This window comes from Prauserella sediminis, assembly GCF_014195435.1.
Lineage (GTDB): Bacteria > Actinomycetota > Actinomycetes > Mycobacteriales > Pseudonocardiaceae > Prauserella > Prauserella salsuginis.
On record NZ_JACIBS010000001.1, the window covers coordinates 3782671 to 3796737 of the forward strand.

Genomic DNA, 14067 nt, shown 5'->3' on the forward strand with positions numbered 1-14067 from the left:
AGCTTTGAATCGGCAGACCAAGCGTGCTCGCCGGGTTGCGCCCTTTACTGGGCGCCCAGCGCATCCAGGTCCAACGAGGGAGCAGGAGCCATCATGAACGCCGAGCCGTCGTTGTACGTCTTCACACGCGGTATTCCTCCAGAGGAGGCCGGCTGGCCGGGAGCTGAGCCGAGCAGTTCGATGGAGAACGGGATGCGCATCGAGCGCAACATCTCGGTTCCCATGCGCGACGGTCTGCGGCTGCTGGTCGACCGGTACGCCCCAGCCGACTCCGACAGACCGACACCGGTGCTGATCGCCTGGTCGCCCTACGGCAAGCACGGTGCGCTCGAGTGGCGCAGCTGGCCCGGTCACGACATCGACCTCGACCGGCTCTCTCCCTGCACCGCGTTCGAAACGCCCGACCCGGCGTACTGGACCGCACACGGCTACACGGTCATCCTCGCGGACGCGCGCGGCGCCTGGGGCTCGGAGGGCGACGTCGAGATGTTCGGCCCCGGCGAAGCCGCTGCCTGCTACGACCTCATCGAATGGGCCGGCGTGCAGCCATGGAGCACCGGCAAGGTGGGCATGTCAGGGGTGTCCTGGTATTCGGTCATCCAGTGGAACGTCGCCGCGCTGCGCCCGCCGCATCTCGCCGCGATCAACCCGTTCGAGGGGTTCCACGACCCGTACTACGAAGTGGCCACCCACGGCGGGATCCCGGAGACCCAGTTCCTGCCACTGCTCGGCCCACTCATCGCCAAGACTCACGGCCAGGTCGAGGACGTTGCCACCAACGCCATGAATCACCCGTTCTACGACGACTACTGGAAGTCCAAGGTTGCCGATCTCGAAAAGATCGACGTCCCCGCCTACGTCGTGGCCAGCTGGTCCGATCACGGGCTGCACACCCGAGGCACGCTCGACGGTTTCCGCCGCATCTCTTCGCCGCACAAATGGCTTGAGGTCCACGGTCGCAAGAAGTGGGCCTACTACTACTCCGAGGACAGCCTGGCTCGTCAGCTCGCCTTCTTCGATCACATGCTGAAGGGCAACGCCACTGAGGTCGCGCAGTGGCCCACGGTCCGTCTCGAGATCCGGGACCGGGCCTATACAGGGGAGGTCCGAGCTGAGAGCGAGTGGCCACTCGAACGCGTCGAGTACACCCCGCTGTACTTGGACGCGGACAACGGAGGTCTGCTCTCTGATGTTCCAGCTGCGAGCAGCCGCCTCGAATACGAGGCCCTCGAAGGCCGAGCTGTGTTCGACCACCGGTTTGAACAGGACACGGAACTGGTCGGCGGAATGGCACTACGGCTCTGGGTGGAGGCGGACGGCGCCACCGATATGGACCTCTTCGTCGGGGTGGAAAAACTCGACACCGACGGCAACGAGGTCAACTTCCCATTCTTCTCCACCTTCGACGACGGACACGTCGCTTTGGGCTGGCTACGGGTGTCGCGGCGCGAGCTCGACGAAGCCGTCTCCACCCCCGAGCGCCCCGTGCTGCGCCACCAGCGAGATCTACCGCTGAGCCCCGGCGAGGTCGTGCCCGTCGATATCGAGATCTGGCCTTCCGGCACGCTCTTCCATGCAGGCGAGACCCTGCGCCTGGTCGTCCAGGGGCACGATCTCAACGCCTACGACGACGGCCTGTTTGCGCAGCGGCACGCTGCCCTGGTCAACACCGGCCGCCACGTCCTCCACACCGGAGGCGACCGGGCCTCACGCCTGTTGATCCCCCGCGTCCCGCCGGCTGCCTGACCAGGACCCATCCCTCCGGGCCTCGCACGAAACGATTCGACCGTTCATCGTGCGAGGTCCGGCTAGCGTCAGCCCCTACTGCCACCGCGATTCGCGCGGACGTGTGAATCGCAGCCGCTCGGTACCGTGCACCCTGCTGTCGCGAACTGACCAGGCGGCTCTGTCCCGGGGGAGAAACGCGCGGATGCCCGGGGACCGTGGCGCGCCTATGCTGCACCTGGTCAGGCGATGTGTTCGTGGGCGCCTGGATGAGCGGAACCACAAGTGGGAGGCGACATGGTCGAAACGCCCTCCGCCCAGAGAGTCTCGAAGTCATGACACCACAACGTCCCGCGGCTGGTCGGGAATGGCTGCTCGACCTGAAACCCCGCGGTCCTGACACGACCAGCACCGCAGCGAGCTCACCCGCGACGGTCGCCGAAACGATCTCGCACGTCGGCGAGACCCCGGTCTGCTGGGCCATAGAGGTGGGCCGGGAGATGGCCACAACGATCATCCGGGAGATCCCCGCCTTCGGAGGTGGCGAAGGGCCCTTCCAAACCCTGCGCAAAGGCACCGAGTCCTCCACCCTGCGCGCGATGGTGCTACTTGCGTTCCCTGACGTACAGCTGAGCCCGATCACCGAGGAAGCCCTCGAAGGCGACCGGGAGTTCGTGCGCCGCGGCATCGCATTGGACAAGGTCCTTCGCGGGATCCGACTCGGCCACGCGGGCATGGCCCAGGCATTCCTCACCGCCTGTGAATCACTCGTCGGCCCGGACCGTGTCGCCGATGAAATGAAAGCCGTATCGGAGGACCTCTTCGGATACATCGACGCCTTCTCCGGCTCCATGGTCACCGAGTTCCTCGCCGAGCGAGACCGCTGGATCACCAGTGCCGCAGCGGCCCGCGCGGAAACCGTCAACCAGATCCTCGCCGGCGACGAGATCGAGGTGCGCGCAGCCTCGTCGGTGCTGGGCTACGACCTCGACCGCTGCCACCTCGCGCTCATCGCCTGGGCCAACTCGCCCGGCGAGGTGTCCGACCTGGAACGTATCGCCGAAGCCCAGCTTCGCGCTCGGGGAGCTACGGCCACGCTCGCCGTGCCGATCGGGAGCTCCGCGCTCTGGGCCTGGGGGAGCATTGCCAACGACGCGGACCCGGCCCCCCAGCCCGCGCCACCGGTCCACGCCGACATCAGAATCGCACTGGGTCTGCCCGGGCGTGGGGTAGACGGCTTCCGCCGCAGCCACGAGCAGGCTACTCGCGCAGAGCGGCTGGCTCGGCTCGCCGGCGACCGAGCCACCCGCGTGACCGACTACGCGGAGATATCTGCCATTGCCATGCTGGCCGAGGACATCGACAGTGCCCGAAACTTCGTAGAACGCGAATTGGGTCCGCTGGCCGACTCGACGAGTCAGGTCTCTGCCCTCCGCGAAACCCTCCTGCAATACTTGGAGCAGGAGCGCAGCATCAGCACCGTCGCCACGTACCTACATCTAGCGAGGGGAACGGTCGCCTATCGCGTCAAGAAGGCCGAGGCCATGCTCGGCCACGAAGTAGGGCAGCGGCGCTTCGAGCTGCACGCCGCCTTACTCCTTGCCCAAGTACTGGGCGATGCCGTCCTGCCGGAATCGTGATGACAAGCTCGAGAACGAGCGTCCAGAATGTGCTGCTACGGGAAGGTCGCGGACGAGGATCGGCCACTGGTTTGTGCGGCGGATATTCAGCGGGTCACGGTGTGGCACCTATGCCGTCCCAGCGCCGGGCGAGTTGCTTCGATGTCGCGCCCGTAGGACGCGCGGGCGGGGTTGCCGGTCGTAAGCACTCCGGCGTCGATGGCTGGCACGTCGCGAACCCCGTCAGCGCTGATCCCTTTCGCGTGAGCGGCATCGATCTACTTTCAGAAGGTCTGCGCATCGCTGTCATCGACCAGCGTGATGATCGTGTCGATGAGGTCAGCCGTGACCGCTGTTCAGGTCGTGCCGACGGAGGCGCGCACGGCACGTACGTCGTAGCGACGCCGCCATACTTCGGCGAGTTCGTTCTGCAGGACCGGACCTCGGTCACGCGCGAGAGCTCGAACCCGACACCGGCCGGGTGGTGGCGCACATCTAAACCTGGCGCCGCGACCACAAGTGGTCCCGCCTGACGGATCACCACCGAGCCCGCCGCCCAGGCGCCCGGATGACCTGAAGGACGATTACCCAGCACCTCGGCTCGGCTGGGCCGGCGATCCCGGACTGGCCACCTTCACGCTGGCCGCGGGAGTTCGTAGCGGCCGCCGACGGAACTGCGCCGCCGGCCTACGGTGGACCCGGCACCGCAACCATCCTTTGGCGTCCAATGCGGCGGCGGATTCAGTTGAGTCCGGTCTGCCGTCGTCGGTCCGCCATCCGCAGTCGTCGGGCGGGACTGCGCCGGTCGCCGGCACACAGATCGATCAGTGCTCGTCGTAATGGTCTCCGTGGGCGGCATGCCGATGACCGTCGTGCACGTAGTCGACGTGGTCGCCGTGCGGGACAGCTACGTGCCCACAGCCGTCCCCGTGGGTGTGGTCGTGGGACTCGTGTGTGGTGTGTTCGGACGACTCGCACTCGTCGTAGTGATCGTCGTGTGCACGGTGCAGATGACCATCGTGTGCGTAGTCGACGTGGTCTCCGTGGGGTACGGCCACGTGTCCACACCCTTCACCGTGCGTGTGTTCGTGAGCGGCGTGGGTCTGATGTGCAGTCGTCATGTCGTCCTCTATCTTCTCGTGCGTATCGGCCATTCCGCAGTTGAGCATAGAAATACATGGCGGATCCTGCATGTCAGGATCACAGCGGCTAGTTCGTGTCCGACATGCTCTGGCCCGGGCGCTGCGGCATGTAGGACGGTCGCGGATCATTTGAACGTTGGCGCGCTCGTCGTAGTGAGTGGACGCGAATGCGCGATCATCGAACTGGCCGATCCACGACACCGGCTGCGCCACGTCCGTCGCCGGTGGTTTCGACCGCAGACAACACGGATCCCTGCAGGCCGAAGCACCTCGTCTGCTGTGCCCTCGCAGTGGCTGTTGCGACCTGTCGTGGGGACCTGTCTCGCCGTTGCGGTGGGGTGGGCTGTGGGTGAGCGGTGGACGGTGTCGGTGCTGTTGGAGCGGTTTCTGGCGGCGCCGGTGTTGGCGAGTCCGTTGACGTGGGGGATGTGAGTGCGGGAGGCCGGGCTGCTCGCTGGTGATGTGCTGGCCGGTGCGTTGATGATCGACAGCCCTCGCGGCCCTACCGCCTTGTGGACACTAGACCTTCGATGGCTGGAAGCGTGACCTGTTCCTCAACGCAACGCATGGGCGCAAAGGTGTCATGCCAAGCGCTCCCAGTGGTCTCCGATTGGGCTCCGCCGAGCCCGGTCAGACCTTGTCGAGCAGGTTGCGGAGGTGCAACGCGAGTTGCACTTCCAGGGTGCGCGGAGCGCTCCGCCAGTCGCCGCCGAGCAGGGCGGTGATCCGCTCCAGTCGGCGATACAGGGTGTTCGGATGTACGTGCAGCTCCGCCGCCGTTCTTCGGTGGTTCTGCCCGATGGTGAGGAACGTGGCGAGCGTGAGAGCGAAGTCTGTGCCGTGGCGACGGTCGTGGTCGAGGAGTGGTCCGACGGTGTGTTCCACGAACGTCCGGATCTCACCGCGTCCGGCGGTGCTGAACAGGGACCGGTAGATCCCGAGCTCGCCCGCGAGCATGCACTCGCCCTCGCGGCCGAGCGCCTCGAGCACCGCGACCGTCTGCCGCGCGGCTTCGACCGCTGAGCGTGCTCCCGCCACTCCGCTCGACGCCGTACTGATGCCGACGGTTGGCGCCGGTGCGGCGCCGGTCAGCTTGCGGACCGTGGCGCGGGCGCGGTCCGTGGTGGCCCCGGTCAGCAGGGTCACGGCCGTGCCGGAGTACACCGCACTCCATCCTCCCAGCTCGTCCGCCATCTGCTGGGCCAGCGCGGATACGGCCCTGGCGTTCCCGCCGAGATCGAACACCGCCACCGCGGTGAGCCCGTCGAACCCGACGCCGGCGCTCACAGCGCGTCGAAGGATCGTCTCCTCCGACTGTTCCGCCGACATCAGGGCGCCCAACAGCTCGACTCTCGTCCGCCGGTCCGCCTCGTAGATCGACATCTGTGTGGCCACGTACACGGCCAGTGACATGGCTGTGACCGCGGACAGTCCCGCGATGTCGTCGACGTTCTCTTCGGGCGTCACCGTTGCCACCACGCAGCCGGTGTAGCCGGTGCTGAGCCCGATCGCGGAGACCACAACGGGGCCGTGCGACCCGTCCACGCAGAGCTGTGCGGACGGGTCTGCGGCGATCGCCGACCCGCTCAGGCCTCCGGTGATGGTGGAGAGATCGAGTCCGGGTTCACCATCGATCAGAACGTCGTCGCGGTCGAAAGCGGCGACGGTTCCCCGGATCGAGCGGCGAAGGTCCTGCAGGAAGTCAGCGAACCGGCCGGCGCCGATGAGTCGTCTGCTTTGCCGGTCCCGCAGGTCGTTGACGGCCTGCCTGGACTCGACCGTGCGCTGCAGCGAGGCGTTGGCCTGCTCCAGTTCGTCGACCGCGTCGCGATACTGCTGCAACAGCTGGGCATTCGACATGGCGACCGCCGCGTGCGAGGCCAGTCGGGCGGCCAATTCGACGTCGTGCTGCCCGAACGCGCGTTTACCGCGCACCGCTGCGCACAGCACTCCCGTCGTGGTGTCTCCCGCGAGCAGCGGCACGGCGAGCAGCCCGCCGATGCGCTCGCCTTCTGCAGCCAGGTCGGCAGCTTCGTCGTGCCGGAACGAGGTGTCGGAGAGGTAGTCCTCGGTGGTCCAAGGGCTGCCGGTCCGCAGGACTTCGCCTGCCATCCCGATACCTCGAGCCAACACGACCCCGCGCAGAACAGTCCCGTACGCCCCGGAGACGACCTCGGTGCGCAGTGTGTTGTCCGGCTGTTCGAGCATCACGTATACGACGTCGACCGACAGCAGCATGCGCGCTTGGGCGGCCACTTCTTCCAGAACGTCGGCCGGTTCGTGCAGGGTGGCGAGCCTGCGAGCCAGGTCGTCGAGTGCTGCCAGCCCGTCGATGTAGCGTTGATGTGCCGTGAGCCTGCGGTGGATCCGGCGCGCCCGCTCGGCGTCGCCCTCGATCGCGTCCTCGGCCGAGCCGCCCGCGACCAGCTCGCGCCGAAGGTCCTCGATGGCCTCGGTGGAGCCGTGCTCGTCGAGCAGGCGGAGCCAGGTGCCGACGTCTGCGGTGGTCACGCCCTGAGTATGCCTCGCGGGGTGGACACTTTCCACCATCCCGATCCTGAAAACGGTGCACTTTATCCATCGTTGCGTCCGCGTGGCTGTGGTCACATGGGGGACACCATTGCTCACACACCGCGGAATCCGCCGACAGAGTCACCACACGCCTCCAGGGCCGATCATTGCTCCCACTCAGGAGAGGACACCGAATGAAGATCCTCATCGACGAGGACGCATGCGTCGTGGCGGGCCAGTGGGGTATGCGGGCTTTCCTCGCGCCGTCGCGGCGCGCACCGCCGCACGTGCTGCGCTCGGTGAGAACCGACGCCGTAAACCGCTCGATGAGGAGGAACGGATATGTCTCTTGAGGGTAGGAATGCCGTCGTCACCGGTGGAGGAAGCGGGATCGGCCGCGCGTGTGCGACGGTACTCGCCGAACGAGGTGCCGCGGTCGCCGTGTGGGATCTGGACCGTGAGGGCGCTGAGGAAACCGTGGCAACGATTCGTGATGCGGGCGGTAAGGGTCTGGTGGTCCACGCGGACTGTGCCGCGGCGGCAGCGGTAGCGGAGGCTGCCGACCGGACGCGTGCCGAGCTGGGGCCGGTCACGATCCTGGTCAACAACGCGGGTATCACCAAGTACAAGGCATTCGTCGATCTCACCGAGGAAGAGTGGGACGAAACCATCCGGATCGACTTGAAAGGGCCGTTCCTGGTCACCAAGGCGCTTGTGGCGGGCATGCTCGACGTGGGTTGGGGCCGGATCGTGAACATCTCCTCGTCGTCGGCGCAGAGCGGGTCGCCGAACATGGCGCACTACGTAGCGGCGAAGGGCGGGGTGATCGGATTCACCAAGGCGCTCGCCACCGAGTTCGCGGCCTGCGGGATCACGGTGAACAACGTGCCGCCCGGGTTCGTCGATACTCCTCTGATGCGTCGCAACGTTCCCGACCCGGCTGCGACAGCCGCGCGGATGCCGATGCAGCGTGCCGGCAGAGCTGAGGACGTCGCGTACGCGGTGGCCTACTTGACGTCCGAAGAGGCGGCCTACGTCACCGGGCATACGTTGAGCGTCAACGGCGGGCGGGTCTTCGGATGACACGCTTGCGTGGCAAGGTCGCCGTCGTCACCGGCGGGGGTTCCGGCATCGGAAAGGCCACCGCGACCCGGTTCGCCGCCGAAGGCGCCCGCGTGGTGGTGGTCGGCCGTAGTCGGAACGCTCTGGACGTCGCCGCCGAGATCGGTGACGCCGCGTTCGGCGTACAGGCCGATGTCGCGGACGAGGACGCCGTCCAGCGCGTTATCGACGCAACCGTGGGTCGATTCTGCAGGCTCGACGTGCTGGTCAACAACGCGGGGTTCGGCGGTGGTCTGATGCCGCTGCACGAGCAGAGCAGCGAGAACTTCGACCGGGTGCACGCCACGAATCTGCGTGGGGTGTTCCTGTGTATGAAGGCCGGCATCGTTCCCATGCGGGAGGCGGGCGGTGGTTCGATCGTCAACGTGTCGTCGGCGTCCGCACTGGTGGGGTACCGGCACCACAGCGTGTACGGGGCGGCGAAGGCAGGCGTGAATCAGTTGTCGGTCTCCGCGGCCCTGGACTACGCGCCGGACGGGATTCGGGTCAATGTGGTCGCGCCTGGTTCGATCTGGACCGGCCTGCACCCGCTGAGCGGAACCTCTGCCGAACCGCCGCCGGGCATCGGTCGCCCCGCCGGCGTGCCGATGGATCGTTGGGGACTCGCCAGTGAGATCGCCAACGCCGTACTGTTCCTGGCCAGTGACGAAGCCTCGTTCGTCACTGGTGCGGTTCTTCCTGTCGATGGCGGCTATGCCACCGGTTTTCCCGGAATGGGCAAGATCAATCCGGGTACCCCGAGCCCCGAGTGGGTCGCGGCCCAGGCGGTTTCTCCGGCCGCGGATGCGTGACCGAGGTGGGTCCCGCTGCGGCCGGGATGTTCCGTCCGGCGAGTCCAGAGGTTCATTCGCATCAGGAATTCTCGATGAAGAATCTTCACGCCGATTGATGGCGCGGCGAGCGGTGCAAAGTATGACCTACCGCACTTGATCCGGAGAGGCTCTGCTCCACCGGGAACCCGTGGCGACGTCGACTGAACTGCGCCGCCAGCTTACGGCGGACGGACCCTGCACGACCGTCCGTTGTGGACTCCATTTCCGCGGCTTCAGTTGACTCCGGTGTGCCGCCGTCGGTCCTTCAGCCGTCGTAGTCGGGGCGGGACCCCGCTGGTCGCCCGCACGCGGATCGATCAGTGTTCGTCGCGATGGTCTCCGCGAGCGGCATGTCGATGACCGTAACGGTGGTGCGGTCGGCTGAGGAGGGCTGCTTGCTGGTGATGTGCTGGCCGGTGAGTTGATGGTCGACAGCGATCGGCTCCGGGTTCGGGCTCCGGTTGTTGCCTCAGGACGTACGGATCGCCGTCGACCTGGCCCGCGAGAACGGCACAGGGACAGCCTGCTCGGCGAAGCCGCCGTGGAGCTGTGGGCTGCGGGCAGCCGAGGAGCTGCCCGCAGCCGCGGACCACGCGAGAAACTCGAGCGGCACGCCGAGGAAGCGCGAGCGATCGCGAGGTCAGATGTGTTCAGGCCATGGGATTCCGACCGCGATCACGTTTGCTGTGCGGCGCGGACCACGCCGGCGGCGAGCAGGTCGCTGATCTGCTGCGCGGGGTACCCAGCGTCTGCCAGGACCTCTCGGGTGTGCTGTCCGAGTAGCGGGGCCGGTTTGGGTGGCCGTCGGGACGTTGTCGAATCGATCGGACACCGGGCCAGCCGGACCGGGCCGAGCCCAGGCTGCTCGACGGTGTGGAAGAACTGGGTCGCCGTCAGCTGCGGGTCGGAGAAGAGGTCCTCGATCGTGTTGACCGGACCGTGCGGGATGTCGGCACGTTCGAGGATCGTGCTCCATTCCGCGGAGGTGCGGGTGGCCATCTCGTCGGCCAGCAGCCCGTACAGCTCGTTGATGTGCCGGGTCCTCGCTCCGATATCGCGGAAGCGGGGGTCCTCGGCGAGCTCCGGGCGACCGATCAGGTCGAAGAACGCGGTCCAGTGTTTGTCGGCGTACATCATGACGGCGAGGTGGCCGTCCTGTGTTGCGTAGGGTCGGCGGTGGGGTGAGTCGGTCCGTGGGTATCCGGTCGGCCCCGTCGGCGGATCGCTCAGCCAGCCACCCTGCCGGTCGAGCAGCATGAACGAGGCCATCCCCTCGAACATCGGAATCTCGACTGCTCGTCCGGTGTCATCGGCCTCGCGGGCGCGGAGGGCGGCGCATGCCGCTGCGGCACCGTAGATTCCCATGACCTTGTCCGAGGCCGCGGAACGCCAGTACCCGGGTTCGCCTCCGGCGGCAGCCTGGGCGCTGGCGACGCCGCTGGCCGCCTGGATGACGTCGTCGTAAGCAGGCCGGTCGGCGTAGGGGCCGCCCGCGCCGTAGCCACGGAATGCGCACAGGACCAGCCGTGGATTGACGGCGCGCAGGTCCTCCCAAGTGATTCCCAACCGCACGGCTGCCGAAGGACGAACATTGTGGATCAACAGATCGGCCCCACGTACGAGCGAGTGGAGCACATCCCGGCCGGCGTCGGTCTTCAGGTCGAGCGCAACGGAGCGCTTGCCCCGATTGGCGTTGACGAAGACCGGGCCCACCCCGGCGTTCGCGATGTCGCCGACTCCGCGGATTTGGTCACCCCCGGGGGCTTCGACCTTGATGACATCGGCTCCCCACTCGGCGAGTATCTGCGCCGCATAGGGACCCATGAACACCGTCGAGAGGTCGAGCACTCGAACTCCGCACAAGAGAGACGGTGACGTTTCCCTGTTCATCGGCGCCTCCCGATTCCCGGTAGGACCGCGGTTGCGTCGGGGATGGGTGCGCCGACCACGGCGTTCCACAATGCGGCGGGACCGGTCCGAACCGCCTCCCCGAGGAACCGGTCCCAGCTTCGGGTGGTGCCGAACTCGCCGCGCCAGTCGAGCGCGGCCTGAGTGAACAGTTGCAACGGGTGCTCCTGGGTGGTTCCGATGGCGCCGTGGACTTGGTGGGCGTTGCGCACGACGACGGATGTCGCATGGCCGGCACAGGAGCGTGCCGCTGCCACCAGGGTCGCGGATGCCGGTCCAATGAGGTCTGTCGCGGCGGCGTCGAGAACCGCGGCGTCGACGGCGGCCCGAGCGAGCGCGGCTTCGGCGGCCGCGTCGGCCACAAGCTGTTGCACCGCTTGGAATTTCGCCAAGGGCCGACCGAACTGGGCTCGGACGCTGGCATGCTCGACACACAGATCAACGGCCTTGTCCAGCGACGCGGCGATTTGGACGGCACGGGCCAACGCTCCTCGCAAAGCGAGCTGGTCGAGCAGAGTGCCACCGGTGCCGGCGTCGAGGACGGTTGCCTCGGGCACGTCCGTGGTGAATGTCAGGTCGCCGAGGGGCTGCCCGGAGAGCGTGGGAACGGCTGTCATCATGGCATGGTCGGCGAGTTCGTCGGCGGTGAGTTCGGCAACGGCGAGTGTGCCGTCCTGCCTTCGAGCTGCGATGACCACCGGGAGCCGGCCGAGCCATGGCACGCCCACGGCGGTGCCGTTCGGTTCGACGATCGCGACGGTGCGCGCGGTCATCGGATCTGCCGGCGGGAGTCCGACCTCGCGCAGCAGCCAGTGGGCGAGGAGATCACTCTCCGCGAGGGGAAGATGGCGTGCCGCCGCGGCACTCTCGCCCAGCAACGCCGCCGCTTCGAGCCAGCCGGCGCCGGCACCGCCGTGCGCCTCCGGCGCGGTGAATGCGGTGAATCCGAGTTCGCTCAGCTGTTCCCACAATGCGACGTCGAGCGTGACCCCGGTGGTGGACTGGTCGAGGCGGCCGTGGAGGTCACCGTCGAGAATGTCACGCAGAACCTTGCGTAGGTCGGGGTCGGCAGTGATCGGGTCGGTGGTCATCAGCGCATTCCCAATCCGCGTGCGATGACGCCTCGGAGGATCTCGTTCGTACCGCCGCGCAGCGTGAACCCCGGTCGTTGCTGCACGGCCCGCTGGGTGAGCGCGGCGGTGTCGCCGGTGCGGCCCGTCGGAATGGCGAGGTCGACCAGATCCGGGAGGTCGCCCTCGAGCGTGGTTCCGAGCACCTTGACCAGGGCCGCGGGGACATCAGGCCGTTCGCCGCGCTGGAGCGCAGCAGCGATCGCCAGTGACATCTGGTGCAGGCCGGCGAGCCTGGCCGCGATCCGGCCGGACTCCGCAACGTCCAGCTCGCCATCGGGACCGGTGACGGTGCGTGCCAGCTGGTAGGTGGACAGGAACCGTTCCGGCCCGGAGCGTTCGAAGGCGAGTTCGGAGGTGACCTGGCGCCAGCCGTCGCCGAGTGTGCCGACCACGTGGTCGTCGGGAACGAAAACGCCGTCGAGGAAGACCTCGTTGAAGTGGTGCAGGCCATTGGCCGACACGACCGGACGGATCTCGACACCCGGCTCGCTCAGCGTGATGAGTAGTTGACTCAGTCCGGCGTGGCGATCCACTCGGCCGTCCTTCTCGGCGGGAGGTGCGGTGCGGGCGAGTGCGATGAACGCATCCGCCAGATGGCCGCCGGACGTCCACAACTTGGTTCCGTACACCCGCCATCCACCGTCGGCACGCTCGGCGCGGGTGCGCACGCTGGCGAGGTCCGAGCCGGAGTCCGGCTCGCTCATCCCGATGCCGAACGACACGGTGCCCGCCACGATGTGTGGCAAGTAGGTGCGCTTGAGTTGCTCGCTGCCGAAACGCAGGAGGGTAGGGGCGACCTGTCGGTCGGCGATCCAGTGCGCGGCGACCGGCGCGCCCGCGGCGAGGAGTTCTTCGGTGACGACGAACCGTTCCAAGAACGTCCGGTCGTGACCCCCGTACTCGGCCGGGATCGTCATGCCGAGCCAGCCGCGCTCGGCGAGCTTGCCGGTGAACGCCTTGTCCCAGCCGCTGAGCCAGGTGTCGACGGTGGGTTGGTACGCGCCGACGGCGAGCTCGTCAGCGAGGAAGGCGCGAACTTCCCGGCGCAGGGCTCGCAAGTTGTCGTCCTCGCGGACCGGCGGCGGCATCAGGGTCGGCATGGCACTCCTGTACGGAAACCGGGAGAGTTATACGTAAATACGTAGCTCACGGTAGACTGTGTCGCTCGCACGGTCAACAGGCCTTGCCCGCGGTCACGGCCACCCGTCGACAAGGGAAGATGTGGTCGCGCGCAGTTGGAAGGAGAGTCATGACGGAGTCCGAGCGGCCGACACATGTCCGGCCGCGACACCGGACGGTCGACCGTGTCGCGGAGATCCTCGAGGTGGTCGCACGATCCGACGGCTTGTCGCTCACCGCGATCTCGCACAAGGTCGGTGCGCCCGTGTCGTCGGTGCAGGGGCTCGTCAATGGTTTGGTCGCCGCGGGCTACCTCGACGAGCGCGCGCGTACTTATCGGCTCGGTGTGGCTCCGTACTTCCTCAACCTGCTGGCGGGGCGTGGGGTAGTCAACCGGATCGTCCACGAGGATCTGGTCGAACTTCACGCCGAGACCGATGGCACGACGGTCGTTCTCGGCGTTGCGGTCGGGTCCGACGTGGTCTACATCGACCACTGTTCAACCGATCCCCGCACCGCCTACCTCGCCAAGCGCTTCTTTCGTCGCTCACTGATCCGCACTTCCACCGGCTGGGTATTGCTGGCGGACTGGGAGCAACGGGACTTGTGGGCCTACCTCGAAACGCTCGCCCCCGAAGACGAAGATCGCATCCAGCGGTTCCTGGTGGAACAGGAGAAGATTCGCGAGGACGGGGTGGCGGCCCTGCCTGCCGCTGCGGAGGACATGGAGATCGACGGCATTTCGGTGCCCGTGTGGGAGCGCGGACGCGTCGTCGCCGCGGTTGGTGTCGTGGGGCCGCGTGAGGTGCTGCAGCCCCGTCGCGCGGAGATCGTCGACGCGCTCCGTCGGCATTCCGGCCGTTGGCACAGCCGGGGCTGATTCCCTGCCGGGGTCTCCGGCATTGATGAGCGTTGACACGGAGTTGTGTCCGACGTAGCTTACGTGAGCGCAAAATTATTACGTATTTACGTACTT

At 67.2% G+C, this 14067-nt stretch carries 12 protein-coding genes; 7 read left to right on the top strand and 5 right to left on the bottom strand.

What is annotated here, in order from left to right; translation table 11 throughout:
• The first annotated feature begins 93 nt into the window (after positions 1-93).
• The 3 genes from FB384_RS17165 to FB384_RS17175 all read left to right on the top strand — a co-directional run bounded on the left by FB384_RS17165 (position 94) and on the right by FB384_RS17175 (position 3877).
• A complete protein-coding gene (locus FB384_RS17165) occupies positions 94-1746 on the top strand; it encodes a CocE/NonD family hydrolase (protein ID WP_183784310.1) in 1653 nt (550 codons plus the stop codon).
• 314 nt (positions 1747-2060) lie between these two features.
• Positions 2061-3365: a PucR family transcriptional regulator gene (locus FB384_RS17170; RefSeq protein WP_183784312.1), complete on the top strand. Its 1305-nt coding sequence runs from the start codon at positions 2061-2063 to the stop codon at positions 3363-3365.
• 242 nt (positions 3366-3607) lie between these two features.
• Positions 3608-3877: a hypothetical protein gene (locus FB384_RS17175; protein WP_183784314.1), complete on the top strand. Its 270-nt coding sequence runs from the start codon at positions 3608-3610 to the stop codon at positions 3875-3877.
• 291 nt (positions 3878-4168) lie between these two features.
• On the opposite strand, the gene FB384_RS17180 is transcribed toward FB384_RS17175, so the two are convergent.
• Together FB384_RS17180 and FB384_RS17185 are read right to left on the bottom strand one after the other, a co-directional pair.
• Positions 4169-4465: a hypothetical protein gene (locus FB384_RS17180; protein ID WP_183784316.1), complete on the bottom strand. Its 297-nt coding sequence runs from the start codon at positions 4463-4465 to the stop codon at positions 4169-4171.
• A gap of 651 nt (positions 4466-5116) precedes the next feature.
• On the bottom strand, positions 5117-6997 hold the full coding sequence (locus FB384_RS17185; RefSeq protein ID WP_183784318.1) for a helix-turn-helix domain-containing protein: 1881 nt from the start codon (positions 6995-6997) through the stop codon (positions 5117-5119).
• Positions 6998-7191: 194 nt separating this feature from the next.
• Between FB384_RS17185 and FB384_RS17190 the strand changes: the two genes are divergently transcribed.
• From FB384_RS17190 to FB384_RS17200, 3 genes are read left to right on the top strand one after another with little or no spacing between them, the layout of a single operon-like run.
• Positions 7192-7350: a hypothetical protein gene (locus FB384_RS17190; protein ID WP_183784320.1), complete on the top strand. Its 159-nt coding sequence runs from the start codon at positions 7192-7194 to the stop codon at positions 7348-7350.
• On the top strand, positions 7340-8080 hold the full coding sequence (locus tag FB384_RS17195) for an SDR family NAD(P)-dependent oxidoreductase (protein WP_183784322.1): 741 nt from the start codon (positions 7340-7342) through the stop codon (positions 8078-8080). The genes FB384_RS17190 and FB384_RS17195 overlap by 11 nt, the downstream gene beginning before the upstream one ends.
• Positions 8077-8910 (top strand): SDR family NAD(P)-dependent oxidoreductase, encoded by an 834-nt coding sequence (locus FB384_RS17200; RefSeq protein WP_183784324.1) that lies wholly within the window; start codon positions 8077-8079, stop codon positions 8908-8910. The genes FB384_RS17195 and FB384_RS17200 overlap by 4 nt, the downstream gene beginning before the upstream one ends.
• Before the next feature lie 696 nt (positions 8911-9606).
• Here the strand turns inward: FB384_RS17200 and FB384_RS17205 are convergent.
• The 3 genes from FB384_RS17205 to FB384_RS17215 are packed head-to-tail and all read right to left on the bottom strand — an operon-like array spanning position 9607 to position 13072.
• Complete coding sequence (locus FB384_RS17205; protein WP_183784325.1) at positions 9607-10821, bottom strand: CaiB/BaiF CoA transferase family protein; 1215 nt, start codon at positions 10819-10821, stop codon at positions 9607-9609.
• Positions 10818-11930: an acyl-CoA dehydrogenase family protein gene (locus FB384_RS17210; RefSeq protein WP_221212767.1), complete on the bottom strand. Its 1113-nt coding sequence runs from the start codon at positions 11928-11930 to the stop codon at positions 10818-10820. Before FB384_RS17210 ends, FB384_RS17205 begins: the two co-directional genes overlap by 4 nt.
• On the bottom strand, positions 11930-13072 hold the full coding sequence (locus FB384_RS17215; RefSeq protein WP_183784327.1) for an acyl-CoA dehydrogenase family protein: 1143 nt from the start codon (positions 13070-13072) through the stop codon (positions 11930-11932). Before FB384_RS17215 ends, FB384_RS17210 begins: the two co-directional genes overlap by 1 nt.
• A gap of 149 nt (positions 13073-13221) precedes the next feature.
• On the opposite strand from FB384_RS17215, the gene FB384_RS17220 reads away from it, so the two are divergent.
• On the top strand, positions 13222-13971 hold the full coding sequence (locus FB384_RS17220; RefSeq protein WP_183784330.1) for an IclR family transcriptional regulator domain-containing protein: 750 nt from the start codon (positions 13222-13224) through the stop codon (positions 13969-13971).
• Positions 13972-14067 lie beyond the last annotated feature (96 nt).